The organism is Luteolibacter rhizosphaerae (assembly GCF_025950095.1).
In the GTDB taxonomy this organism is placed as follows: domain Bacteria; phylum Verrucomicrobiota; class Verrucomicrobiia; order Verrucomicrobiales; family Akkermansiaceae; genus Haloferula; species Haloferula rhizosphaerae.
This window is the reverse complement of record NZ_JAPDDR010000004.1, coordinates 129,693-156,066: the sequence shown is the minus strand read 5'-3', so window position 1 is coordinate 156,066 and position 26,374 is coordinate 129,693. Positions and strand designations below refer to the sequence as shown.

Sequence of the window (26,374 nt, the reverse complement as noted above, 5' to 3'; positions counted from 1 at the left end):
TTTCTTCACTCTCCTCTAGCATAGGCAGTGCCGGGTGAGGGTGCGAGAGGTTTGAAGGACGGATTTTCGGGAACCGGGGTACCCCCGCGATCGCGTGAAGCCCCTCCGTTGACGCTGTTCCACGATTTCATAAGATCCGCCCGCACCCCCGTGCACCTCCCCCCATGAAAATTCTGGTCCACGACTACGCCGGCCATGCCTTTCCGACCTCGCTGAGCAGGGCTCTTGCAGCCCGCGGCCATGAGGTGGTGCATGCCTTCGCCGGCAGCCTGCAAACCCCTCGCGGGGATCTCCGGCGCAATCCCGGAGATGCGGCGACGCTGGAATTCAGGGAGATCCCGATGGATCCGGAGTATCCGCGCTACAAATATTCCTTCCGCCGCCGCCGAAACATGGAGATCCGTTACGGCCAAGCCGCCGCCGAATTCGTGCGGGCATGGAAGCCGGATGCCGTACTTTCCGGCAATACGCCGACCGAGACTCAAGAACCCATCACCCGCGCCACCGTGGAGAGCGGCGGCCGCTTCTACTATTGGGTGCAGGATTTCTACAGCCTGGCCGTGGACAAACTCCTGCGACGGAAGATCCCGGTCGCGGGAGGCTTCATCGGCGCTTGGTACCGCTTGCTGGATTCCCGGCAGTTCCGCCGCAGCAGCGGCATCGTCACGATCACGGAAGATTTCACCCCGATCCTGGCGGATGAATTCGGAGTGAGTCCCGACCGTGTCTCAGTGGTGCCGAACTGGGCGGTGATTGAGGAACTTCCCGCCCTGCCGAAGGACAACGAGTGGTCCCGCCGTCATGGTCTGCAGGACAAGTTCGTGTTCCTCTACTCCGGTACCATCGGCATGAAGCACAATCCGGCCATGCTGCTGGAGTTGGCAAAGCGCTTCAGCAATCAGCCGGAGGTGGAAGTCGTGATTGTCTCGGAAGGGATCGGGGCGGAGTGGCTGAAGCGGGAATCCGCCACAGCCGGACTCAGCAACATGAAGATCCTGCCCTATCAGCCCTTCGCGGAACTGCCCTCCGTGCTTGCCTCGGGCGATGTTCTGGTCGGCATCCTGGAGGAGGAAGCGGGTGTGTTCTCGGTGCCATCCAAGACCCTCAGCTATCTCTGCGCCGCGCGGCCGCTCCTTCTGGCTGTGCCGAAGGAGAACCTGGCCGCCCGGATCACCCGGGAACACGGCGCGGGTATCACCGTGGCACCGAAGGACATGGAAGGCTTTCTGGCCGCCGCGTCCTTCCTGCAGGCATCTCCCGAGGAGTGTGCCGAGTTCGGAGCGAAGGCCCGGGCCTATGCCGAGGCCACCTTCCCGATCGAGAAGACGGCCAGCACCTTCGAGAAGATTCTAACAGCCAAGCCTTGAGCCGCGCGGTAGAGTCGTCGCCCCACCCGCCATGCGTTGCCTCTGGATCACCCGGCAAGACCCGCGCCCTGCGGATAGCGGCGAGCTGATCTACACGCTCGGACTGCTGCGCTCGCTCGCGGCCCAACCCGGGATCGAGCTGACGGTGCTGGCGCACAAGGCGGCCAAGCCGACCGAAGGCGGACCGGAGCTCCGTTGGGAGCTGCACGGCACGATTCCCTCCGGGCGCCTGAAGAGCCTGCCTGCGAAGCTGCCCGGCGATGCCTACCGCCTCGGCAATCCGCTGCAACGCGAGGTGCTCGCACGGCTTCTCCCAGAAACATGGGACTGGATCATCATCGACCAAGCCGCCTGCGCGTGGGCGCTCGATCTGTTAGGACCGGAGCAAAAGGTGATGTACCTCGCGCACAATCACGAGGCCTCCGTGCGCAAGCAGGTGGCCGGTGACCGTGGCGGTTCCCTGCCGATGCGCATGGCCCTGAAGTGGGACTCTTGGAAATATGGCCGGATGGAGGGAGCGCTGGCTCGCCGCGCCAACCTGATCTCCGCGATCACTCCGCGCGATGCCGATGCCTTCGCTCTGGATGCCCCCGGGGTGCCGATCTTCGTCCTGAAGCCGGGCTACGGCGGTGAGATCCCGCAAGGTCCGCCACGCCCGATCACCGCGGAGACTCCGCGGCAGGTGGTGCTGGCCGGGGCCTTCGAGTGGCTGGCGAAACGTCGCAACCTTGAGGCCTTTTTGCAGGCTGCGGCGGAACCGTTCCAAGCCGCGAAGATCGGCTTCCAAGTGGTGGGCAAGGCGGATCCGGCTTGGTTCACGGCGCTCGCCAGGCAGTATCCTTGGGCGAGCTTCCAAGCGAACGTGCCTTCGGTAACACCTTTCCTCGATCAAGCCCGCATCGGCCTGATCCCCGAAGCGCTCGGCGGCGGCTTCAAGCTGAAGGCGCTCGACTACATCTTCCGCGGTCTGCCTCTGGCATCGGTGGAGGCGGCCCTCAGCGGTGTTCCGGTCGATCCGCGCAGCGAGGCGATCGCCGCACCGGATCCGGAGAGCCTGGCAGAAGCAGTGGCGGCCAAGATCGACGATCTCGCCTTCCTGAACCATGCCGCCGGCAAGGCGCTCGAAAACTGTCGCTCCGCCTTCCACTGGGAGGACCGCGGCGTCACACTCGCGCGGGCCTTGGAGAATCCGCAAGCCCTGCGACCATGAGCGAGCGCCATGATCCCGTGGAAGTTCCCGCCACCGCGGCCGCGCCGTGGGTGGAGAAGCTCCTGTGGGTCTTCATGATGTCCTTCGCCTTCGACTACCGCGCCTCGCAAGCGCGCGAGGCTACGGGCGGCGCGGGCTTCGACCAGTTGATCTTCCTGGCTCTGGCGATCTTCTCCACCGCCGGCATCCTCTTCCTCGGCTGGCGTCACCTGTTAGTAAGGCCGGGTGCATGGTTCATCCTTTTCTGGGGATGCTTCCTCGCCTTCATGGCATCGAATGCCCTGCTTCAAGGAGTCGCACCGGGCCGGGCGATCCGGATCATCCTGCCGCTTTGTCTCTGTCTGGCCGCGATGATGAACGCGCACATCGCGGGCTGCGTGGGAGTGAAGGCCTCGCGCATCGTCGCGCCGGTGTTCACCGCCGCCTGCATCAACGTGATCTGGCGGATCTTCCACGGTTTCGTTTTCAAGGAGGTGACCTTGGAAACCGCGCGGGTGGAGGTCCAGAGTTCGGCCAACAACTGGATCGCCGCATGGATCGGCTGCGCCCTGCTGCTGCGGAAGCGCTTCCACTGGACCCTGCTAGTGGCCACCGGCGTGCTCTTCATCGGCATCTTCGTCACCATCACGCGGTCGCTGCTTTTCCCGGTGATGGCCTCCGCCCTCGCGAGCGGGCTTTGCTTCCTGCTAGGCACGCGCTGGGGGATCTTCCGCCCGGCCGATTTGCCGATGCGCCTCATGCCGGTCGGGGCCGCCGCCGCGCTGGCCATCGGCGGCATCGTGCTGGCAGCACTGGTCGAGCCGCTGCTGATCGAGCGCTGGAACGAGCGGCTCTTCCACCACGCCTCCGATCGGAATACGACCGAGGACATCTCCTATCTGACGCGCCGCGCGGAGGCGGACGGGATCTTCGAGATCCTGAACCGCGAACCGGTCCACTACCTGCATGGCCGGGGCATCGGCGCCTCCTACTACTGGCACCCGAAGTACATGCCGGCGATCCATCTGGTCTATCCGCCGGATGAGGAGATCGGTGATGATGTATGGTTCGCCGGTCATTCGACCTGGACCTACTCGCTCTTCTCCGGCGGGGTGATCGGGTTACTGGCGCACGTGACGTTGATCGGCGGGGTGATGGCCGCTTCGCTGGGTGCCGCACGGGCGAATGCCTCCGATCCCGGGCCGGATCAGTGGCTGGCTTTCCTGCCCTTCATCGCGGCATGCTGCCTGCTAAGCGAGACCCTGACCTCCAATCCCTTCGACGAACGACTCGCTTCGATGATTTTCGGCGTGATGGCGGGTCTCTCCCAATCTTTCCTCGTGCGCGCCTCCTGGATCCACGCCCGCCTGCGGCCCACCCTTTCATGATCTCCGACTCCCCGCCGCCGAAGACCGTCGCCTTGGTCGATCCGCTCTGGGTCGGCCATCATCCGATGTATTTCTCCCAGTTCACCGCGGCCTTCCTGCGGTTGGGAGCCTTCGTGATAGGCCTCTGCCCGAATCCGGCGGAAGCGCTGAGCGGAGCCCGTGCCGCCACGGAAGCCGGGGCCGCGGAATTCGAGCGGAGGGTGAGCACCCACTTCCTGCCGGCGGGCAAGCGCAGTTGGTTCCGCGGTCGCTTCGAGGGCGACCCGATGCGTACCTACCAGCGCTGGAAGCGCTGTGCGGACACGCTCTTCGAGGCGGAGCAAAAGGTCGGGCGCAAGGCCGACCTCGTGTTCTTCCCTTATCTGGATAGCTACCTCCGCTTTCTCCCCTTCCCCGCGGTCCCTCATCTTACGATCGACCGCCCTTGGAGCGGACTCTACCTGCGCAATCATCATCACGGTGAAGCGCCCTCTCCCAAGAAATCACTGCGCATGCTGGCGAAGGGCGATGCCCTGATCCGCAGCCCGCTCTGCCGGGGGATCGGCGTGCTCGACGAGCGCTTCATCTCGCCGATGAAGGACTACACCCGGCAGTCCGTGGAGGGTTTCCCCGATGTCACCGATGCCACCCTGCCCGCGAGGCCTTACGTGCTTGCGGAAGAAATCCGACGCAAGGCGGCAGGACGCAAGATCATCGGATTGATCGGCTTGGAGCGCCGCAAGGGCATGTTGAACCTGCTACGGGTCGCCGAGAAAGCGCGCGAGATGAAGCTGCCTTGGTTCTTCGTTTGTGCCGGTCGCTTCGAACGGCCGGAATACAGCCCGGAGGAACAAGAACTCATCGACCTAACAGCCCGGCGAATCCAGTCGGGAGAAATCGATAACCTGCACTTCGATCCTAAGGCCGGGCGCATTCCGGAAGAGGCGGATTTCAATTCGATCTTCTCCACCTTCGATGTCGCGTGGGCGGCTTACGAAGGATTCGAGGGTAGCAGCGGGGCCTTGGGCAAGGCGGCCTGTTTCGACATCCCGTGCATCGCCACCCGCGGCGAATGCATCGGCCACCGGATCGAGGGCTACCGGACGGGCCTGACCATTCCGGAGGGAGATTCCGTAAAGGCGCTGGAGGCCATCGAGCGGATCCTCGGCGGGAAAGATTGGCGAGGAGAGCCCTTGATTTCCGACCACCTGCGCTTCCGGGAGGACCACGGACTGGCGCGCTTGGATAGCATTCTCGGTGAGTTGCTGCAGCGCGCCTGAAGACGCTCGCATTCCCGGAACTACGGATATCCGAAGGACTCGGTTTGACAAATCGCCCGAATAGTGTTCATTTGAACTCGTGAGCACTTACGACATTCGCCCTTTTGAAAATGGTCCCGGAGTGGGCCTGACCGATTCGCTCGGCCGTCATGCCGATCTGTGGTTCCGCAACGCCAATGCCGCGATGGAATATGCGGCCTTCTCCGCCCGACGGGATGGCGGCGTGATCCGGGTCTACAATGTCGCGGGAATGCTCCAGCTCGAGCGCGAGGTGGGTAAGGAAACCCTGATACAGGGACAAACGCTGCTGGAGCTCCACGGGCATTTAGCCCGCTGAGCACTGCTCAACCGCCGAGGTAACTCATCTCAGCCTTCGGACGGGCAATGATGCCCCGCTCCTCCGAGTAGCGGTCCTGTCGCACGCTCCAGAGGCCGGTAATCGCGGCCCGCAGGGTCTCATCCCCTGCCCCGCCCCGCAACAATCCACGCACGTCGTGCCCATTTGCCGCGAAGAGACAGGTGAAGAGCTTGCCATCCGCGGAGAGGCGCAGGCGCTGGCAATCCCGGCAGAAGGGCTTGGTGACGGAGGCGATCACGCCCACCTCGCAAGCTCCATCTGCATGCGACCAATGAAGGGCCACTTCCCCCCGATAGGCGGGATCGCGGCCCTGCAACTCGAACTCGGTGGAAAGAATCTCCAGCAGTTCCGCGGCGGAAACGACTTCATCCAGCTTCCAGCCGTTGGTCTCGCCCACATCCATGTATTCGATATAGCGCAGGTCGATGTGATGCTCCTTCGCCCAGCGGGCCAGCGGGAGGATTTCGGTTTCGTTCACTCCGCGCTGGATCACGGAATTCACTTTCACCTTCAGGCCGTAGGTTTGGGCGGCATTGATGCCCGCCAGCACGCGCTCGACCTTTGCCCCGACGCCGTTCATCCGCGCAAAGATCGCCGGATCGAGGGCATCCAGGCTCACGGTCACCCGGCTCAGGCCCGCCAAGGCCAGAGCCTCCGCGTGGTGGGCAAGCAAGACGCCATTCGTGGTGAGGGCGATGTCCTTCACTCCTTCAATGGCGGCCAGCATCGCGATCAGATCCTCGATTCCATTCCGCAGCAGCGGTTCACCGCCGGTAAGCCGGACCTTCTCGACCCCCAGCGGCACCAGCAGGCGGGTGAGGCGCAAGATCTCCTCGAAGCTCAGCAGGTCCTCCCGCGGCAAGAAGCGATAGCCGGGGCCGAAAACCTCCACCGGCATGCAGTAGCGGCAGCGGAAATTGCAGCGGTCGGTGAGCGAGATCCGCAGATCCCGCATTCCCCGTCCCAACATGTCCACCGGCAGCGCCACGTGCAGAGCATGGACCCGATCCGCCCGACGGAAAAATGAAATCCTCTCACCCGCTTCCTGAAAGCCCCTTGTAAGCTGCGCGTAGGACTAGGGATGAGGATCGATTCCTTCAGGCTGCTGCCGCTCATCGCCATGCTCTCCACGGCTCCCGCGATGAGGGCCGAGGAGAAACTGGAGCTACCCGAGATCCTGGCGGACGAGAGCGGTCGGAAGGCCGAGAATGCCGCAGAGTGGCGGGAGAAGGTGCGGCCTCGCACCCTCGATCTCTTCCGGGAACATGTCTACGGGCGTAGTCCGCTCCAAGATCCGTCGCTGGCGGAGTGGAAGATCACCGCCCTCCACGATGCCCCAAGCGGGCTCAAAGTATCGGACGGCGATTACCGCTTCACTGGTCCGGGAGGCGAAGGACGGATCAAGGTCAGGATCGTCTTGCCCGCCTCCGCGGAAAAGCCGGTGCCCTTTTTCCTGCTCATCAACAACCGCTCGCCGGTGCTCGCCGATCTCGGAACTGCCCAAGGCTTTTGGCCTGCCGAGGCAATCGCCAAGCGTGGCTATGGCACCGCGATCTTCCACATCGCCGATGTCGATCCCGACAAGGCGGAGGGCTTCAAGGACGGGGTGCATGCGATCTTCGACCGAGGCAAGCGCAAGCCCGACTCTTGGGGGACCATCGCGGCCTGGTCATGGGGCGCGAGCCGCATCGTCAGCGTGCTTCGGGAGAGCCCGGGCATTGATCCGGAGAGAATCGCGGTGGTCGGTCATTCCCGCGGTGGCAAGGCCGCCCTCTGGTGCGGAGCTCAGGACGAACGCGTGGGCCTGACCATCTCGAATGAATCCGGCTGCACCGGTGCCGCACTGAGCCGGCGCATCCACGGCGAGACCATTGCAGACATCAACAAGAGTTTCCCGCACTGGTTCTGCGAAAACTACAAGCGCTACGACGGCAAGGAAGCCGAGCTGCCCGTGGATCAGCACCAGTTGATCGGACTGCTGGCACCGCGACTCACGTACGTCGCCAGCGCCGCGGAGGACGATTGGGCGGATCCGGAGGGAGAGTTCCTCGCCTGCGTCCATGCCACTCCGGCCTATCGGATCTTCGACCTGCCCGGTCTAACAGGCGAGACCATGCCGGAGGTGGGCGGGCATCTCCACGAAGGACGGATCGGCTACCACATCCGCCCCGGCAAGCACGACCTCACGGCCGAGGACTGGGGCCTTTTCATGGACTTCGCCGACCGGCACTGGAAGCGCTAGTCCTCCGATGCCACCGAGGCTCCGAGCAGGCTCATGGTCAGGGGGCCTCCCGCTACCATCAGCTCGGCCAAGGCCGCCGCGAGGTGACGATCCCTCACCACGATCTCGCCGTCCTCTTCCAAGGCGGCATGCACCGCGGCCTTCCGCAGCAGTTCGCGGATGAAGGCGGCGCTTACGCCCTCGATCCGGCGCACGAGGTCATCGAGCTCCTCCAGCTCCAAGACCAAGCCCTTGCCATAGAGCGCGATCAGGCGACGCCGGCAATCTTCGTCCGGCGGAGGAATCTCGATCGCCTGATCGATCCGCCCCGGGCGCGCCGCAAGCGCGGGTTCGAGCACGTCGGGTCGATTGGTGGTGAGGATGAAGAGCAGGTCGGCATCCTCGGCCAAGCCGTCCATCTGGTTGAGCAACTCGAAGAGCACGGCATTCGCCCCGACCATCTGGTTCTCGCGCCGCGTGCCGATGAGATCGACATCCTCCAAGATCAAAGTGGCGGGATCGAGAATGCGGGCCATCGCCACCGCTTGCTCGATCATGCCGATATCCGCTCCGGTGAGCAGGAACACGGTGCGCTCCGGCATGCGCGAGGCGAGGTGCATCGCCGAGTAGGTTTTGCCGGTTCCGGGCGGTCCGTGAAGAAGGATGCCGCGCTTCAGGTGCCGCCCGGCCGCCTTCAAGCGCCCGGACTGACGGCTGAAGTCCACCGTGTGGCGTTCAAGACGCTGGAGCAGATCCTCGGGAAGAATCACTTCCTCCCGCGCCAAGGCGGGGAGCTGATGGAACTGCACCGCGAAGCCGCGGTGGCAATCGCCTTTCAGCGAAATCACACCGCCGCGGAATGCCTTGCCCTGCAGGGTTTCCTTTTCGATCCGGCGGAGGAGCTCTTCGGCCGCGGCGCTCTCACCGGCCATCACCTCAATGGTCAAGCGGGGCGAGGAGGTGAAACGCTCCTCATCCTGCATAATGGCGACGGGCATATCGCGATAGCGGAAGAGAAAGAGGCCTCGCTTCACGCAGGCCATGCGCCGGTTGCCCGGCAGGGTCTCATCCACGTGCTGGACGGGACCGAGATCCATGTTCTTGGCGCTCGCCTGACGGACGATCCGGGCCAAAGTGACCGGCTCGTAGTCGTTGCGAGGGATCACGCCGAGCAACTCCACTCCGGCGCCGGCGATCTCCATGATCGCCTGATGCAGGTTCGGCCGGTCGTATTTGGCGAAGCTGCGCTCGACCAAAGGCAGCGCCCCCGGGTCGGTGCCGAAATGATCGCCGAGCCTCTGCAAGAGGACCGGCGGCGCTTTGTTCTTCTTCTTACCCATGACTCACTTCACGGGTGAGAAGTCCACGGGCTTGAGGAACACCGACTTCACCCCGTCCGGCAGCACGGTGAGCGAACCGCCCGCCGCTTCCTGCGAGGCATTCTTCGCCGTTACCCAGACCGGATCGGCGCGGAAGGCAGTCCACGAAGCGCTGGCAGACACCGCATCCTTGTGGGCGAGGAAGTAGATCAAGGTGTTCTCCGCGCCTTCCTGTCCCGGGACCATGCGGTAGTAGCCCAGATTCGTGATCCCGTGCTTCCGGAAGAGATTCTGGGTATGATCCTGGAAGCGCTTGTGAAGGGCATCGAGATTGCCGGGAGTGGCCGTGTAGGTGCGCATCTCGAACAGCCGATTGGCCTGATCCTTCGGAGTGACGGGGAAGCCCAGCGAGAAGGCGGTGGGAAGCAAGAAGGTCGAATCGATCTTGCCCACCAGCTTGCCATTCGCTTCCGAGGCGGCGACCACCTTCTTCCACTCCTCGTCCTCGCCGAAGGCCTTCCACGAGGCATCCCGTGCCGGCTGATTCGGGTAGGCGAGAAGATAGACCAGGAGATTGTCCGGATTATCCACCGGCAACCAGTAGCCGACATTCGTCATGCCGTGTTTCTCGAAGAGCTTGCAGGTGTGATCGCGAAAACGTGACAGCAGCGCGTCGAGTTTGCCGGGCTCCGCATGATAGGTCCGCAGCTCGTAGAAGCGCTGCTTCTCCTGGGCTTTCGCGGCGAAGGTCATCGCAAGCGTGGCAAGGCAGACGGCGAGGGCTTTGAACATGTGGCGAGCATTCACCAAGCCCCCGGAGGACGCAAACGGGAAACACCGGCAACTGAGGATCAAGCGGATAAGACTAGCCACCGGGCGGCGTTCGCCCTTCGCCGAAATACTTCTCGCTGCGATAGCGCAGCCAGACCCGCAGCTCCTGCGGCACCTTCTCCCGCTCTTCCTTGGTCAGGGTTTCGTAGAGCGCGATGGCCTTCTCCCGCTCACCGCGGCAGGCGGCATTCCGGTGGGCGTCCCAGAGGCTTCGCGCCAAGCGGATGCGGCGGTTCACCTCCTTGATCAAGGCGGAACCGACCAGCGGCTTGGCATTGGCTTTCTTCTTCGGAGGCATCCGACCCCTTCCCTATCATCGCCCGCTGATATCTCCAGCTTACTCCGGCGCATGCTCGTCGTCGCCGCGCACGCGGGTCTCGAAGCGCATCAGCTCCGCGATGAAGGTCAACGGGATGTGGCCGGTCTCACCGTTACGGTTCTTCGCCAGAAGAAGCTCCGCGCGCCCCGCCTCCTGCTCCTTTTCCTCCGGAGTCTCCGCATAGTAGGCGGTCCGGTAGAGCAGGCCGATCATGTCGGCGTCCTGCTCGATGGTTCCGGATTCACGGAGGTCCGACATCCGCGGCACACCCAGTGACTTGCCGGTTCGTCCTTCCGGACCACGGTTGAGCTGAGCCAGCACCAGGATCGGCAACTCGAGTTCCTTCGCGAGGCCCTTGATACCGGCGGAGATCTCACCGATCTCACGCTCACGGGAGTTCTGCGCCTGCTTCGATCCGGACTTGAGGAGCTGGAGGTAGTCGATCGCGATGAAGCCGATGTTGTCCTCGCGCTTCCGACGGCGCGCCTTGGCCCGCAGCGTGTCGATCAACAGGCCCGGGGTATCGTCCACGAAGAGCTTGGAGGCGGCGATTTCCTCCGCCGCGCGCTTGATCCGCAGCAGGTCCTCGCGCCGCGGCTTGAAGCCCTTGCCGAGCTGAGCCATCGCGAAGCGGGCCCGCGAGAAGACCAGACGTTGCACGATCTGGAAGGCGGTCATTTCGCAGGAGAAGACCATCGAGGGCACGCCGTGATCCACGCAGATGTGCTCCGCGATGTTCATCATCAGCGAGGTCTTACCCATCGAGGGACGGGCAGCCACGACGAACATTTCACCCGGCTTCAAGCCCTTCGACATCTTGTCGAGGTCGATGTAGCCGGTCGGGGCCCCCTGCACCTCGACGTCGCCGGAGAGCAGCGCCTCGAAGTGGCTGATGACGTCGGAGACCGACTGCTTGATGTGGAAACCGCGGGTGGTCTCGGTGCCCTGGCGGATGCCGAGCACGCTGGACTCCACGCGGTCCAGCAGCGAGACGGTCTCCTCCGGGTTGTCGTAAGCCTCGGATACCGCCTCGGTGCAGGTGCGGATGATCGAGCGGAGGACGAACTTGTCCTTCACCAAGCCGAGGTGATTGTGGAAATGCGCGGCATTCGGCGCGTAGCCGAAGATGTCCGTAATCGCCGCCGGGCCGCCCACGCTATCGAGCAGGCCGCGGTCGTGAAGGAGCTGGACCAGCGAGACGAGTTCGATCTCCTGGCTCTTCGCGTTCAGCTCACGCAGAGTCTCAAATAGCAGACCGTGCCCGGGCAGGTAGAAGTGCTCGCGGGTCAGACCTTCTTCCAAGGCCATGCCGATCCACTGCTCCGGATCCTTCAGCATTGAGGAGAGGATGCTCTTCTCCGGCCCCAAGGCGTGCGGCATCGAGCGCATCACATCCGCCGCCGAAGCGCTAGAATCTCCTCCCTGCAAAGCGGGTGAATCGGCAATACGGATGGGCTTGGTCTCTGTCGCCATGGCAAATAGGGCGGCGCCCTATCGGCGACCGGCGGTCCTTTTAGCAAGCCCAACGCAAGCGACAACGCTCAATCTAGGACCGGCGTCGGTACGGGCGATTACTCGTCCGCTTAATCGGTGGATATGCCTTCTTCAGGAATACCAGAAACGTTGAATCCCGATGAACTCCCAGATCGATGCCCCGTAAGGCGGCAATTTCCACCGCGAGAGATCTTAATTGCTCGGGAAGCGCTCTGACCTTGGAGATCACCAAGCTACCCGGCAGAGGAAAACTCGCCACCTTTAAACCAGGACTGTGACGCTGCAGGACTATCGATAGCAGATTGTCGACCGTGTAAGCATCGTCGACCTGCTGGGGATGATCCGCGAAGGAACAAAGTTCATGGAGGAACGAAGCAACTTCACCGTCAGGGATGAGATTCACGCGAGAGTGCAACATTTAATTAAGACCTCTAAAGCAATCGCACCGCTTAGGTCAATGGGAGCAACCTGTGAATAAGCTGCTCAGCGCTTTGTGAACAACTTGGGAACAGCCCTTGTGAATAAGTTGCGAATTCTTCAGAAACGGTCGATTCACGCTCACGATTCAAGCAATCGCATGAATGTGAATAAGTTCCTATCGGACTGAAAATGAATGGCAGGTTTGTGAACAAGCCTCACACGTACCATTCAATCAAGCGCTCGGATGCGTTGTGAATAACTTGCGAACAGCGCGTGGAGTTCTCCACATTCGCCCGTTCAAGCCGCCATCTGCAGCAGCTTGGAAGCTCGGATCACTCGGTCCAAGAGACCTCCTTGGCGTCGGCCCAGAGGTCCTCGAGTCCGTAGAAGTCGCGCAGTTCCTCGTGCATCACGTGGACCATCACGTCGATGTAATCGAGCACGACCCACTTGGTGTCGGCATTGCCCTCGGCATTGATCGGCTTGGCGCCGTGGTCCTCATCCACGCGGCCGCGGATATCGCGCAGGATGGCGCGGAGGTGGGGCATGGACGAGCCGGAGCAGACGACCATGAAGTCGGTCAGGTTGGACAGCCCACGCAGGTCCCAGAGCCGGATCTTCTCCGCCTTGGTTTCGTCCGCCACTTTTGCGCAAGCCTTTGCCAATTCCAGTCCTTGGATCGCCATGATGTCCCCTTCGGGGCGGCGAGCCTAGCCTGCCGTCCCGGCTTGGCCAATCCATTTCTCAGGAGCTTGTCGCAAAGGGCTCCCCGGTCCTTCACCCGGCACTTCTTCCCTTCCCCACCCCACCGGCCTTCCCTATATCCGGACCATGAGAAAAATCCTTATCTCTCTCGCCCTCCTGCTGCCGGTGGCCGCAGCCGATCTGGAGTTCAAGGAGGCCTTCGCCGATCCGACTACCCGCGAGGCATCCCTGACGAAGCTGGTCCCCCAGACCCGCGACTGGTTCTTCTATCAGGCGCTAAACCATCAGCTCTCCGGGCGCAGCGACGAGTTTGGCAAGGTCATGGACCAGTGGCTGACGGCCTCCGAGCGGAAGGAAGATCCGGTATCAAGCGATGGCTTCGATTCGCTGATGAACCGCCAACAGCTTCTTTCTTACGATGCCGATCCCCGCGGCGTGGCGGACTTCCTCATCAAAGAGGCCGGGCTGGAATTCAAGGACACCAAGCCGGACGCCGAAGCGGACGCCAAGCTGCCGGATCGCCTCGATCCCGCGATGATCTCGGTCGCGGCCTTCGAGAATCTGGCCACCCGAGGCGGCCAAGCTCCCTACCGCCGCTACTCTCCGGAACGGCTGGCGGCGGAACTCGCGAAAGTAGGCGAATTCGACGAGGCCAAGCTGGAGTATTTCCGCGAGACGCTCGTCCGCGCAGACCTGCCCGGGATCGTGCCGCTGCTGGCCAAGATCCATGCGAGCCGCAGCGCCCCCAGCTTCGGCAGCGTGGCGATCGAGCTGCGCCTGACGCGGAGCCAGATGGACGAGCTGGCGACAGCGGTGCCCGCCCTACGCGGCAACGAGGCCTTCGTGACCCGCTATCTGGAAACCCTGCTCCCGGGGGACGAGACGGACTTCGCGCTCGATCCCGGCGCCCATGCAGCCCACCTGGCCGCGTGTCGTGAAGTCGCGATCACCCTGCCACCGGCGCTGAATTCGCTGAAGGCGCACGTGCTCTATCACCACCTGCGGCTGCAGCGGGATCTCGGGCAATTCCCGCAGGAGGACTTCCTGAGCTACCTGAAGCTGCTGCGGAGCAGCCATTCGATCCTCAAGGTCCTTCCCAACCAGGGCCTGCCCGAGGCAGACTACATCAACACCGGCGCGAACTACTCTGCCGCGACGGCCTGTCCGCCGGTGAACGACGACCGCGAGCTGATCGATGCCTACCTGAACCACTTCTTGGGCGGGGCGGAAACACCGGAACTCTTCAAGGACCTGATCGAGAACAAGCGGCTGATCCAGATCCATGCGAGGGCGCGGCTGCTGGCGGGCGGGAACCCGGTGGAGTGGGGACCCTCGCTCGATCCCGCGGAACTCCTGGAGCTCCAGAAGGAAACGCGGATCGCTTTCGCTCCCGGCCAGCCACTCACCCTGCTCGGAGATACCGCGGTGAAGCTGGCGCTTGATCTCAAGAACACGCCCGAACTGCTGGTGCGGATCTTCGAGCTGGATCTCCCTTCGTGGATCGAGCGGGAAAATAGCGAGCCGCCGGTGAGCCTCGATCTGGAGGGTTTGGTCCCTCACCACGAGAAGCGCCTGAACTTCCCGCAGCCGCCCCTGCTCATCCACCGCGAACAGCTCGAACTGCCGGAGCTGAGCGGGCCCGGCGCGTGGATCGTGGAGTGCGTGTCGAAGGGGGTTTCCTCCCGCGCCCTGATCCGGAAGGGGCGATTGGTCGCCTTCGTGGATCGCGAGGCCCGCGGCCAATCGGTGCGCGTCTTCGATGAGGCGGGGACTATCCTGAAGGATGCCGCAGTCGCGATTGGGGCGGAGAGCTTCAATGCGGATGCCGATGGCCGGATCCTGATTCCGGACAAGACCGGCGCCTCCCGCAGCAGCGGCTTCGTCCGGCGGGGCAAGCTGGCCGTCCCGCTCGAACTCAGGCCGCGCAAGGAAGAGATCGCGTTGGACGCGCGCTTTCATCTCGACCGCGAGCAGCTCTTGGCCGACCGCCAGGCCAGCGTCTTCCTACGGCTGCGCCTAAATAGTCACGGCCAAGAGATCCCCTTGGAGTGGATCGAGCGCCCTTCGCTCAAGATGACCGCCACACTGATCAATGGTCAGAACATCGAGCGAGTGATCGGCGGCGATCTCAAGCTGGCTCCCGCCTTGAGGGTGCCCCTCCAAGTCCCCGCGGATACCATGGAGCTGCGGCTGGAGCTGAGCGGTTGGGTAACCCCGCGGGATGGTGCGGCGCCGATTCTGGTCAATGCCTTCCGAACCTGGGAGATGAACCGCATGATCGCCAGCGGCCAGATCGCGGCCGGCTTTTTCACGCGGGACACGGATGGCTACCGGCTGGAATTGCGGGGGCGCAACGGGGAGCCGCTGGGCCTGCGCCCGGTCGTATTGGCCTTCACCCACCGCCACTATGAGCTGCCGGTGGAGCAGACCCTGCGCAGCGATGAACGCGGGCGGATCGCCCTCGGCATGCTAACGGATATCACCGAGGTGACGGCAACCAACGTGGACATCTCGCAGGCGGCCCTGAAGCCGGACGAGGAAGGTGGCTGGAACGATCTGCCGAAGTTCTTCCACATCGCCGCCGGAGAGGAAATCAAGCTGCCCTTGCTGCGCCCGATGGCGGCACTGGACCGCACACGCGCGAGCCTGCAGGAGTTCCGGGACGCGACCTTGCTGCGCGACCACTTCGACAAGCTGGCACTGGAGAACGGGCGCATCGTGCTGCGCGGTCTTCCCGCCGGTAAGTTCGTTCTCACGCTGGATGGACGCAGCCAGCGGATCCACGTCTCCGGCGGAGTGGATCGCGAGGGTCTGCTGGTTTCGCCTTCGCGAATCTTGCCGCGTCACTCCCCGTCCATGCCCTTCATCGTCTCCGCCACCCCAGAGGCGGGGAATCTGGTGCTGAAGGTGAATGGCGCTGCGGGCGGCACGCGGGTCTCGCTGATCGGTCGCCGCTACCTGCACCACTGGGCCGCGGGGACGGCGCTCCAGCCCTTCGCGAATCCCCTGCCGGGGACCTTGAAGACGGGCTTCACCGGGAATGCCTTTCTCGAGGCCAGCCGCGTGAGCGACGAGGTGCGCTACATCTTGGAGCGTCGCGCAGGTACCGCGCTGCCGGGCTCCATGCTGCCGCGCCCCGGACTGCTGCTGAACCGCTGGAGCGAGGACCCGCTGAACCAAGAAACCCAGACGGGCAAGGAAGGCCGCGAGGGAAACCTGGACGAACTCCGCCGGAAGCAGGAGATGGCGCCCGAACCCTCCGCTCCTCCATCCGAGCGCGACTCCGGTTCCTCGGACAGTGCCACGATCGATTTCCTGGCGAACGCCTCGGTGCTGAAGCTCGATCTGGAGATCGGGGCGGAAGGCACTCTCCAGGTGCCTGCAGGAGACTTCGCACAGTGCCAGTATCTCGAGATCGTTGCTGCGAATGGAGCGGGCCGCCATCACCTGAATATCCCGCTGGTGCCCACTGATACCCCGCTTCGGGATCGTCGCCTCGCCAAGCCGCTCGACGCTCAGAAGTATCACATCGGCACGCGCCGTGCGGCGGTGCTGGCGAAGGGAGCGGAAGCGAAAATCGAGAGCGTGATCGACGCGGATTGGAGAGCTTTCACGACCTTGGAGGAAGCCTTCGACTTTCTCTACGACGAGATTCCCGGGAGCGATCTGCTCGACTTCTCGGAGCTGCTGGATTGGCCGATTCTCAATGAAGAAGAGAAGCTGGCCTTCCTGGGCGAGCACGCTTGCCACGAGCTCCATCTCTTCATCGCGCGGAAGGATGCCGACTTCTTCAAGAAGCACGTGCAGCCCATGCTCGCGGAGAAGCGTGAGCCAACGGTGATCGACCAGATTCTGTTAGGCCGAGATCTCACCGCTTACCTCCGGCCCTATGCCTGGCAGAAGCTGAATGCCGCGGAGAAGGCGTTGCTGGCGCAGGCAATGCCGGAGGCCCGGGAGCGGATCGTGACGGAGCTCCGGCAGCGCTGGGAGCTGGAAGCACCGACACCCGAGCAGGAGAGCATGCTCTTCAGCCGTGTGCTCCGGAAGCCGGAGATCCGATCCGGCGGAGGGGAGGAGGGTGATCCTTACATGGCATCGAGCGGAACCCAGAAACTGCTTGAGAAGCTGAACGAAATCGTCATTCCGGTCATCGACTTCGAAGATATCAGCGTCGAGGAGGCGGTTGATTTTCTCCGACTTCGATCCCGCGAACTCGACAGGAAAGAGCGCGATCCCGCACGCAAAGGAATCAGCTTCGTGATCCGCAAGCCAAGGACAGGCGGAAGTGGCGATGCGGCGCTGGATGCCGACGCAGCAGGAGGGCTGGGTACGACAATCGATCCCGGGGCCCTTCGTATCCGCGAGCTTCGCCTTCGTAACGTCCCTCTCGCGGAAGTCCTTAAATATATGTGTGGAGGAACCAAGCTCCGTTACAAGGTGGATGAGTTCGCCGTCACTTTCGTGCCTGCCACGGAGACCGACGAGGATCTGTTCAACCGGACCTTCAAGGTGCCGCCCAACTTCCGTGAACTTCTTCAGGAAAATTCCGGAGACGAGGAAGAGCAAGACCCCTTCGCCTCCGATCGCGGAGAATCGGACAAACGCAAGTGGGTTGCCCGCCCGCGTCTCACCGACGAGGAACTGCTGAAGATATCAGGAGTCAAATTCCCCGAAGGAGCAACGGCCAAATTCTTCCCCGGAAACAACACCCTGCTCGTCCGGAACACGCCCACCAATCTGGATCTGATTGAAGGATTGCTCGAATCCATGGGCACAGCGCAGCCCAACTTCGGAAGATCCATCATCCCGCCCTCATCGGGTGGCGCCGATAGCCTACCCGCTGCGAGAGATCCGTTCGCTGAGTCTTCGGACCTCTTGGCACCTCCCCCCATGGAGAGAGACGCCGATCCTTTCAGCGCTGCCGATGGCGGTGCCATGCTAGGTGCCGTCGGCCAAGCTGCACAGCTTCCAAACAAGGCGCTCCCCTCCTGGAGTTCGGAGCGCGACCAGACCCGTCTCTGGCGCGAATCGAACTACTATCGTTATCGTGGCAAGACCGGCGAGGGCTTCATTCCTCTCAATCGTTTCTGGCTCGATCTCGCGGCATGGGACGGCAAGGGCGGCTTCATCTCGCCTCACTTCAATGCCTGCACCCGCAACCTGAACGAGGCCGTCTTCTGCTTGGCGATGCTCGATCTGCCCTTCAAGGCCGAAGGACCGGAGACCGGTGTTGACGGATCGTCCCTGCGAGTGAAAGCCCGCGAGCCGATGATCCTTTTTTACAAGGATACCCGCGAGACCCAACAACTCGCGCCGGATGCCCCGGTGCTGGTCCGGCAGACATTCCATCGCCTCGATGACCGCTTCCGCACCGTGGAGGGACGGAAGATCGAGAACAGCATCACGGGAGAGTTCGTCGCGGGGGTGCCCTACGGCGCTTCCATGGTGGTGACGAATCCGAGCGGTGCCGGCCGCCGGATCGACGTGATGGCCCAGATCCCTGCCGGCTCGATCCCGCTGGCCGGACTGCCCGCCACCGCATCACAGACCTTCGAGCTTCAGCCCTATGGGGTGCAGACGCTGGACCTGGCCTTTTACTTCCCGACTCCCGGAGAGTTCGCGATCTATCCGCTGCAGGTTTCAGAGGGCGATCTGGTGCTGGCCCGCAGCGAGATCAAGACGCTCAAGGTGGTGACTGAAGCGCCTGCCGACGATGCGGACTCCTGGCCGGTGCTGGCCCGCGACGCGAGCGACGCTGCGGTCTTGGAGCGCTTGAAGAAGGCGAATCTCCGGACGCTCGACCTCGGCTTGATCCGCTGGCGTCTGCGTGACCGTGGCTTCTTCCATGAGGCCACCAAAATCCTGCGCGAGCGTCTCCACTACTCCCCGGAGATTGCGGCCTACGGACTCTTCCATGGTGAGGTGGACGCAATCCGCGACTTGATCGAGAACTCCTCCTTCGCCAAAACCCTCGGGCCATGGCTCGATAGCCCGCTGATTCAGGTGCGCCCCTTGGTCCATCGCGATTGGGCCACGCTGGAGTTCGACCCGCTGGTGAACCCTCGTGCCCATCGTTTCGCCGACAAGGAGCGGCTCACCCATGCGGAGGCGAAGCAGCACTACACGGAGCTGCTGGATATCCTGGCATGGAAACCGGAACTCGATGCGGATGACCAACTGGCTCTAACAGCCCACCTGCTCCTGCAGGACCGGGTGGCGGAAGCTCTAGAGCGTTTTGACCGGATCGAGCCCGCAAAGCTCCCTGCGACGATGGCCTACGACTACATCGCGGCCGTGGTGAGCTTCTATCGCTCGAAGCCGGAGGAGGCGCGCGCCTTCGCCGTGCGCCATGCGCAGCTCCCGCCGGGACCATGGCAGCAGCGCTTCGCTGCGATCCTCAGCCAGGCGGATGAGATTGCCGCCCTCGCCGTGCCGCGCCCCATCGAGCAGGAGAAGCCGAAGGAAGAAATACCTATGCTGGATCTGGCGCTCGGGGCCGACGGGAAGCTGCTGGTGAAGCAGCGCCAACTCGACAAGACCTTGCTCCAGCTGTTCAGCGTGGATCTGGAGATGCTGTTCTCGAAGAATCCCTTCCTTGCCGGAGATGGAGCGTCCCTGCCGGGCATTCTCGCCAATGAAACCCGCGAGGTGCCCCTGGCCGCCGCCGAGACCCCGGTCGATCTGCCCGAGGCCTTCCGCCATGGCAACGTGCTCGTCGCCGCCAAATCGGGCACCACGCGCGTGCTCAAGGTCCTCGACAGCCGGGCACTGGAGATCACCCGCCGCCCGGAAGAGCGGACCCTACAGGTCTTCGACAGCTCCACCCGACTGCCTCTGCCCGGCAGCTACGTGAAGGTCTATGCCGAAACCGACGGCGGTGAAGCCGTCTTCCATAAGGACGGCTACACCGACCTGCGCGGCAAGTTCGACTACCTGAGCCACACCGGTAGCAAACTGGAGGAGATCCGCCGCATCGCCATCCTCATCAGTCATCCGGAGAAGGGTGCCCGCATCGAGGTTCTCGATCTCTAACGGCTCGTGCCGTGGAAATAAAAACGCCACCTGCTCGAGCGGGTGGCGTTGGTTCCGTTGAGGCTTGGGAAGCCCTAAAAGGTTTCCCGTCCGTGGAGGATAGCGGATTCGAACCGCTGACCCCTTGCATGCCATGCAAGTGCTCTACCAACTGAGCTAATCCCCCTTACGGCGGGCGGCCTCAGGGGCCGCGTGCGGGCGGTTTGGTAGGAGATGGATCCGACCCGCGCAAGAGGTTTTTTCAAGAATCCGAAAGCTTTTCGATCAAGCTCACCAATGCCCGCGTGGCAGCGGCGTGTTTGGCGGAATCGGGAGCGGTGTCATCCGCCTCATCCGCACGGACCACCGGGCGGGTGGCGACGCGGACGGCGGGGAGATTCATCTCGAAGAGCGCGGAGGAGAGGTCGAAGTCATCCTCCATGCAGATGGTCTCCGCTCCGGCAACCTCACCGAGGCCATCCACCAGCCGTAGCGCCGGATTCTCCGCATCCCGCGAGCTGACCATGAGCTTCTCCCCCGCGCCCATGGCCTCCACGACGAGAACGGAGGAGGCACTGCCGATGCGCTGCTTCAGGATAGCGAAGGTATCCGCCAATGGGGAGTCGGAGTCGTAGGCGTGCGGGATGAAGGCGAAGACCACGGCGCGCTTGGGATGGGCATCCGCGAGGGCATGGGCAGCGGCCATGGCGCTGGCAACGCCGCTGGCATTTGCCTCCGCGCCAAGCGACCCGGGGCGCCCGTCGTAGCCGACCACGATCCAGAGGGGCGGCAGCTCTTCCTCCCGGCCGCGCAGGGTGACGAGCAGAAGCGGCCACTGCCCGGCCTCCAGGGTGGGGCCGCGCAGGCGCTCCACCTTGTAGCCGGCATTCGCGGGGCCCAGCGAACCTTCGATCATGGCGGCGGCGCGATTCAGGCCCTGCGGGGAGCCGGGGTGGCGCTGGCCGACGAAGCCAAGGAACTTATCCACATCGCCCTTCAGGTCGGCGTCATTCACGGCAGTGGCAAAACGGATCTGCTCCACCTGGGCGTCGGAAGCCTGCTTGCGGAAGTAGAACCAGATGCTGAAACCGGCGGAGACGACCAGCCAGAGCGGCAGGATCCAGAGCAGCAGGGCGATGCGCGGGTTGCGGCGCGGGGCAGATTCCTCGGTCACGCGGCCATCCCTCCGCCATGAGCGCCGCGGAGGCAAGGCGGGAAGCGCCGCAGGTGCCCGCAGCTTCCCTACTTCCAGCGATTTTAGCATTGCGCCAGCGGTCCGGCGCGCCTCCTTTGCGGCGTGTCCTCGCTCAACATCCCCCAGACCTGTGGCGTGATGCTGCTGCCGGACTGCACGCTCTTCCCGCACGGGGGGCTGCCGCTCCACATCTTCGAGCCGCGCTACCGGGAGATGCTTTCGGATGCCCTCCAAGGGAGCTGCTTCTTCGCCGTGGCTCGGCTGACCGGGAAGGAGACGAAGGACCCCGGCCGCTGCACGGCACCGGTGGGTACCATGGGCCTCGTCCGCGCTTCCCGAGAGCTCGACGACGGGACCTCGAACCTGCTGCTCCACGGTGTGATCCGCGTCCGCTTCACCGAGTGGCTGGACTCTCCCTACCCCAAGGCCCGGATCGAGCCCCTGCCCTCCGTCTTCGAACCGGAATCCCAAGCCAAGGCGGCACTTGAAGCGCTCCACGAGGCCTCCGAGATCGTCACCCGCGAGCTTCCGGACGACGTCCGCGAAGCACTGGTCGCGATGACCGCCCAGATCGACGATCCCTCGATCCTGGCGGACGTGATGGCGCAGCAGTTCCTGCACAATCCCGATGAGCGGCAGGACCTGCTGGAGATGGAATCCGCCGCCGCCCGCGTGGCGTGGATCTGCAAGAAATTCGAATCCGGCTCGCCTCAGTAATGGACCGGAAGGACGGGGTGCTGAGCGCGATCGCCGCCTTCATCCTGTGGGGCGTGCTGCCGATTTTCTGGAAGGCGATGGTTTTCCTGCCGCCCGCCTCGATCATCGCCCACCGCACCATCTGGTCCTTGGTGGCGCTGCTGCCGGTGCTGGCCTACCAGCGGCAGGTCGGCACGGTCATCCGCGGGATCTCATCCTGGCGCGGGGTAGGCTGGCACCTACTCTCGGGCTGCCTGCTAGCCTCGAACTGGCTGCTCTATGTCTGGGCCACCCTCAACGACCGGATTCTGGAGGGAGCGCTGGGTTACTACCTGAATCCCTTCCTGAACATGCTCTTCGGCGCGCTCTTCTTCGGCGAGCGCCAGACGCGCCTGCAGATGATCGCCGTGGCCGTGGCGGCCGTGGGGGTGGGCTTTCAGTTCGAGGCGGTGCAGGGCGTGCCTTGGGTGGCGCTGGTGTTGGCCACCACCTTCGCGCTCTACGCGGTGGTCCGGAAGAAGGCCCCCCTCGCCGCGCTCCCCGGTCTGGCGGCAGAGACCGCCCTGCTCGCACCGGTCGCCCTGCTGTGGCTTATCTGGCAGGGCTCGCAGGGAGCCGCACTTTTCGGCGGGAGCACCGGCACGGTTCTTCTGGTTCTCAGCACGGGGATCGCCACGGCCACTCCACTGCTCTGCTTCGGCCACGCGGCCCGGACGATCTCACTCACCACCCTGGGTATCCTGCAATTCATCGGCCCCACCCTACAGTTCCTCATCGGCTGGCAGCTTTACGGCGAGCCCATGAACCCGATGCGGATGCTTTCCTTCGGCCTGATCTGGGCGGCGGTGGCGATCTACGCCGGCGAGGCCATCTACCGGAGCAAAAAGAAAGCCGCCCCGGACGGAGCGGCTTCCTGAAAAAACAGCAGGCTGGCAAACGGCGGATCAACCGATCTCGGTGCGGCCGGAAAGCTGGGCGCCTTCCTCCATCGAAAACATCTTGGCCTTGATGTCGCCATCGAGGCGGGACTTGGCCTTCAGTTCGCAGCGCTCGCCGGTGATCTTGCCCTCGACCTTGCCGAAGACCTTCACGTCGCCGGCGGTCACATTGCCCTTGATCATGGCGTTCTCGCCGATGGTCACGCGGCCCTTTTCGGAGATGATCTCGCCCTCGATCTTCCCGTCGATGATCATGTCATTGGAGAAGCGGATGGAGCCGGTGATTTCGATCCCGCTCGCGAGCACGTTCGTTGCATTGGCCATGGTGGATGGAATTCAGCAGAGCCGGGCGGCCTTGGCAACCGGATTTCCCCGGGGGGCACGTCGGGCACCGGAGAACTGTGCTCTGGGGAAATTGCGGCGCCCTCGGGGGGGGGGGGTAAACGGACACTAACGGCAGCTTCACCGGATCTTCACGCAGGATCCCCGCAACTTCTTGTTATGAGTTATAGTATCACTTAGACCCAAAACAACCCCTAGCCCTCTATGAAAATCCGGTCTCTCTCCTCCGCCGGCATCGTCTGCTGCCTTCTTGCGACAGCTTCCCGTGCGGCAGTCTTCCCGTACGCGGAGTATCATCTCGGCGAGACCGGAAGCCTGGCCGGAGGCGACTTCAGGCCACAGGACAGCAGCGGCGCAAATCGCCATCTGAACCAAGCCCAAGCCAGCAACGCCAGTTCCTTGGTCAGCAACGCGGTATCGCCAGCCGCGATCGGTTCAACCGCCTGCCTCGATACCAGTGCGGCGGGTCATCAGTCTTGGGGCGGTTTTGAAACATTCTCCAATTTGCCGACGGACAACTTTGCTTTCGGCATCTTCGCCCAGTCTTCAGGCTCCAGCTACGCTCCTGTCTTCGCTCTCGGCGATATTCAGGGAGCTTACATCATCCTTCAGAACGGGGACAGATGGAGCACTACCGCGTATCGCGGCAGCGGAATCCAAGGACAGCCCCAAAGCTTCACTCCGGACACATGGGCCCACCTCGCTGTGATCCGTCAGAACGGGGTGACCAAATTCTACGTGAACGGTGTGGATCAAGGAGGATCCTTCACCATGCCCCCGGTTCACCGGGATGGCATGCTCTCCAAGAATTTCTACACGGAGACCTTCAGCTCTTTCGACGGCCTGCTCGATGAGGCTCGGGTGGTCACCTTCCCCGCCAACGAACCGACGGCGAACATTCTCTCGGCGCTGCAGGCGGGTGCCCCGACTCCGGCATTCATCCGGGTGGGTAGCACCGGGAGCGTGCCGATGGCCACCCTGCTGCCGACGGAAACCTCGGTGTTCCGGATCGGCGGGGCGGTGCAGGATTTCATGCACGTCACCGGGGCCAACGGCATGCAGGTAGCGGGAACCGCCCCGGAAAAACACATCATCCAGATCCAGCGCGAAGGAACGCTCGCAAACGGACGCTATCCGTTGATCGGCTTTTCCGGCACGATCGGCGGGCAGGGCTTGGCCGGCCTGCAGCTTGCGGAGATCCCGGGACGCATCGCGGAAACACTCGAGATCAACCCGGCAACCTCGACGATCGATCTGGTGATCAGCGGTGCGGAAGGCGTCACTTGGACCGGAGCCAACAGCGCCCTCTGGGACAAAGCGGCCACGAACTGGGTTCTGGGCGGCACCAGCACGACGACGCAGTTCCTCGACGCGGACGATGTGAAGTTCGACGACTCCGCCGCCGGGACAGTCAATGCGATCACCGTGGCCGAAGGAATGGCACCCGCCGCGCTGACGGTGGATGGCAGCGAGAACTTCAGCTTCAGTGGTTTCCCGCTCAGTCTGAGCGGCCCACTGACGAAGAAGGGCACGGGCACGCTGACTCTGGCGAACGGCTTCTCCGGCAGCAGCGCGATCGCGATTCAAGGAGGTACCCTGAGCGTGGGTGATGGCGGGACTGGTGGCAGCATCGGCACCGGGCCGATCAGCCTTGGCAGCGGGCAACTGGTGGTGAACCGGAGTGGCGATGTGAGCCTGCCGAATGCCTTCACGGGGCCCGGCAGCATCGCGAAGCAGGGGTCGGGACGACTGATCATCCAGAGCCCGACCTTGCTCAACGGGGTGACACTGTCCGCCGGCCAGATCGGGGCGGGCCGGGTCAATCTTTTTGGCGGCGTAACTATCGCCGCGGGTGCCAGCTTGGACTACAGGGGCTTCACTCCGGACTGGATTCCCCCCGTAATCAATGGCAGCGGCGTGAATGGCGAAGGGGCGATCGTGAATAGCGGTGCTTTCTTCACGATGCGGGAGACCCTCCAACTGGGTAGCGATGCAGCCGTGGGCGGCGGCATGGGCATGAAAAACCGGGGCCCGGTCACCTACAACGATCCTTACCCGCAAACCTACCCCTGCTTCATCACCGGTAACCACAAGTTCAGCAAGGTGGGCGGCGGCACCTTCTCCTTTTACAAGACGACGGTGACCGTGAAGGACATCGAGATCCTGAGCGGCAGCCTCTTGGCCGATCAGCACAGCGCGATCAACAACACCTACCCCGGCACGATCACGATCCATAGCGGCGCCTCGCTCGAATTCGGAAACGAGATCACTTACGATCCCACGGTGCAGGCGGCCAGTTGCGCCAAGCCGATCGTGCTCAAGGGCGGAACGGTGGCGACGGCTGGCGGCCCGATGCTTAGCGCCGCGGTCGGGAGCATCCAGCTTGATGCATCCGGAGGCACGCTGGTGGCGGAACGGTTCAGCTTTAACGCTGCCCCGAACGGTCCGGTACCCACGGCCAATCTACACGTGACCGGAGTGGTCTCCGGGAGCGGCTCGCTGACGGTCGGAGGCTACGGCTTCGTTAGCCTGACCCAAGCGCCCGCCTATGCCGGCGATACCACGATCCTAGGGCAGCCGGGCAACAACTATGGCCGTCTTTGGCTCGCAGCTCCCGGCTTGGCGGACACTTCCACGGTGAGCATCGCCGATGGTGCGACCCTGAATCTGATATTCAACGGTACGGACACGGTACGCAGGCTCTTCCTCAATGGCGTTCAGCAGCAGCCGGGAGTCTATGGCAGCAGCAACATCAGCGGCCGCATCATCGGCCAAGGCACCTTGACGGTGACGGAAGGTCCCGCGGCACCGCCCTATCAACTGTGGGCCACGGCGAGTGGCATTGCCGGGGCAGCCGCAGATGTCGACTCCGATGGAGATGGCATCAGCAATGGCCTCGAGTTCGTCCTGGGCGGAAACCCCAGCAGTCCGGATGTCAATCCCAACGGCCTGATGCCGACGATCACGCGGACCGGAAACACGATGAAGTTCATTTACCGGCGGACCGATGCTTCATCCGCGAACTATGCGATGCGGGTGGAAACAAACGCCAATCCCGCCACCAATAACTGGGTCTCCACCGCTGACAATCCCTACAACCCGCAGGTCCTGGTGGAAAGCGATGGCTTCGGACCGGGTGTCGACAAAGTCACGGTGACCATTAGCACCGTAGGAGCAGCCAAGCTGTTCGCCCGACTGAAGATCGATATCCCCTGAGCCAGCCTCGCTAACGACAGCGCCCGGGCATGGCTGTCCACCATGCCCGGAGGAGGCGGTGAGGGGCTTTCCGTAGGCGTGATTCCGCGGCATCGGCGGGCCCCGG

Annotated in this window: 18 protein-coding genes and 1 tRNA gene; 10 read left to right on the top strand and 9 right to left on the bottom strand. The window is 63.5% G+C overall.

The genetic code is table 11. The features are described from left to right. The first annotated feature begins 164 nt into the window (after window positions 1–164). From OJ996_RS08845 to OJ996_RS08825, 5 genes are all read left to right on the top strand, one after another. Window positions 165–1,367, top strand: coding sequence for a glycosyltransferase family 4 protein (locus OJ996_RS08845; protein WP_264513185.1), 1,203 nt, complete (start codon window positions 165–167; stop codon window positions 1,365–1,367). Between the two features lie 31 nt (window positions 1,368–1,398). Further along, window positions 1,399–2,577: a glycosyltransferase gene (locus tag OJ996_RS08840; protein ID WP_264513184.1), complete on the top strand. Its 1,179-nt coding sequence runs from the start codon at window positions 1,399–1,401 to the stop codon at window positions 2,575–2,577. Further along, window positions 2,574–3,944: a hypothetical protein gene (locus OJ996_RS08835; RefSeq protein ID WP_264513183.1), complete on the top strand. Its 1,371-nt coding sequence runs from the start codon at window positions 2,574–2,576 to the stop codon at window positions 3,942–3,944. Before OJ996_RS08840 ends, OJ996_RS08835 begins: the two co-directional genes overlap by 4 nt. Further along, complete coding sequence (locus tag OJ996_RS08830; protein ID WP_264513182.1) at window positions 3,941–5,203, top strand: glycosyltransferase; 1,263 nt, start codon at window positions 3,941–3,943, stop codon at window positions 5,201–5,203. The genes OJ996_RS08835 and OJ996_RS08830 overlap by 4 nt, the downstream gene beginning before the upstream one ends. Before the next feature lie 79 nt (window positions 5,204–5,282). Then, on the top strand, window positions 5,283–5,540 hold the full coding sequence (locus tag OJ996_RS08825) for a hypothetical protein (protein ID WP_264513181.1): 258 nt from the start codon (window positions 5,283–5,285) through the stop codon (window positions 5,538–5,540). Window positions 5,541–5,547: 7 nt separating this feature from the next. On the opposite strand, the gene moaA is transcribed toward OJ996_RS08825, so the two are convergent. Further along, the gene (gene moaA, locus OJ996_RS08820) at window positions 5,548–6,531 is read right to left on the bottom strand and encodes a GTP 3',8-cyclase MoaA (RefSeq protein WP_425605557.1); all 984 of its coding nucleotides are present in this window, start codon (window positions 6,529–6,531) and stop codon (window positions 5,548–5,550) included. A 111-nt stretch (window positions 6,532–6,642) separates the two neighbouring features. On the opposite strand from moaA, the gene OJ996_RS08815 reads away from it, so the two are divergent. Further along, on the top strand, window positions 6,643–7,803 hold the full coding sequence (locus OJ996_RS08815; RefSeq protein WP_264513179.1) for an alpha/beta hydrolase family protein: 1,161 nt from the start codon (window positions 6,643–6,645) through the stop codon (window positions 7,801–7,803). Here the strand turns inward: OJ996_RS08815 and OJ996_RS08810 are convergent. The 5 genes from OJ996_RS08810 to rsfS form a co-directional block, all read right to left on the bottom strand. Continuing rightward, window positions 7,800–9,122 (bottom strand): AAA family ATPase, encoded by a 1,323-nt coding sequence (locus tag OJ996_RS08810; RefSeq protein WP_264513178.1) that lies wholly within the window; start codon window positions 9,120–9,122, stop codon window positions 7,800–7,802. The two genes, OJ996_RS08815 and OJ996_RS08810, sit on opposite strands and share 4 nt — an antisense overlap. Window positions 9,123–9,125: 3 nt before the next feature. Then, on the bottom strand, window positions 9,126–9,893 hold the full coding sequence (locus OJ996_RS08805; protein ID WP_264513177.1) for an NIPSNAP family protein: 768 nt from the start codon (window positions 9,891–9,893) through the stop codon (window positions 9,126–9,128). A 73-nt stretch (window positions 9,894–9,966) separates the two neighbouring features. Then, window positions 9,967–10,230, bottom strand: a complete 264-nt coding sequence (locus OJ996_RS08800; RefSeq protein ID WP_264513176.1) for a Precorrin-3B methylase — start codon at window positions 10,228–10,230, stop codon at window positions 9,967–9,969. Between the two features lie 39 nt (window positions 10,231–10,269). Continuing rightward, on the bottom strand, window positions 10,270–11,724 hold the full coding sequence (gene dnaB, locus OJ996_RS08795) for a replicative DNA helicase (protein ID WP_264513175.1): 1,455 nt from the start codon (window positions 11,722–11,724) through the stop codon (window positions 10,270–10,272). Window positions 11,725–12,497: 773 nt separating this feature from the next. After that, complete coding sequence (gene rsfS / locus OJ996_RS08790) at window positions 12,498–12,851, bottom strand: ribosome silencing factor (RefSeq protein WP_264513174.1); 354 nt, start codon at window positions 12,849–12,851, stop codon at window positions 12,498–12,500. A 145-nt stretch (window positions 12,852–12,996) separates the two neighbouring features. Between rsfS and OJ996_RS08785 the strand changes: the two genes are divergently transcribed. Then, window positions 12,997–19,902 carry a hypothetical protein gene (locus OJ996_RS08785; protein WP_264513173.1) on the top strand — a complete coding sequence of 2,302 codons (6,906 nt, stop codon included), beginning with the start codon at window positions 12,997–12,999 and terminating at the stop codon, window positions 19,900–19,902. Between the two features lie 93 nt (window positions 19,903–19,995). On the opposite strand, the gene OJ996_RS08780 is transcribed toward OJ996_RS08785, so the two are convergent. Both OJ996_RS08780 and OJ996_RS08775 read right to left on the bottom strand, forming a co-directional pair. Continuing rightward, window positions 19,996–20,068, bottom strand: a tRNA-Ala gene (locus OJ996_RS08780). A gap of 75 nt (window positions 20,069–20,143) precedes the next feature. Further along, on the bottom strand, window positions 20,144–21,145 hold the full coding sequence (locus OJ996_RS08775; protein WP_264513172.1) for a M28 family peptidase: 1,002 nt from the start codon (window positions 21,143–21,145) through the stop codon (window positions 20,144–20,146). A gap of 33 nt (window positions 21,146–21,178) precedes the next feature. Between OJ996_RS08775 and OJ996_RS08770 the strand changes: the two genes are divergently transcribed. Then, window positions 21,179–21,793 carry an LON peptidase substrate-binding domain-containing protein gene (locus tag OJ996_RS08770; protein ID WP_264513171.1) on the top strand — a complete coding sequence of 205 codons (615 nt, stop codon included), beginning with the start codon at window positions 21,179–21,181 and terminating at the stop codon, window positions 21,791–21,793. Then, window positions 21,793–22,689 (top strand): EamA family transporter RarD, encoded by an 897-nt coding sequence (gene rarD / locus OJ996_RS08765; protein ID WP_264513170.1) that lies wholly within the window; start codon window positions 21,793–21,795, stop codon window positions 22,687–22,689. The genes OJ996_RS08770 and rarD overlap by 1 nt, the downstream gene beginning before the upstream one ends. Window positions 22,690–22,716: 27 nt before the next feature. Here rarD and OJ996_RS08760 read toward each other — a convergent pair whose 3' ends face one another. Next, entirely contained in the window at window positions 22,717–23,034 is a 318-nt protein-coding gene (locus OJ996_RS08760) for a bactofilin family protein (protein ID WP_035603293.1), read from the bottom strand. Window positions 23,035–23,256: 222 nt separating this feature from the next. On the opposite strand from OJ996_RS08760, the gene OJ996_RS08755 reads away from it, so the two are divergent. Further along, a complete protein-coding gene (locus tag OJ996_RS08755) occupies window positions 23,257–26,268 on the top strand; it encodes a LamG-like jellyroll fold domain-containing protein (protein ID WP_264513169.1) in 3,012 nt (1,003 codons plus the stop codon). The last annotated feature ends 106 nt before the right edge of the window (window positions 26,269–26,374 follow it).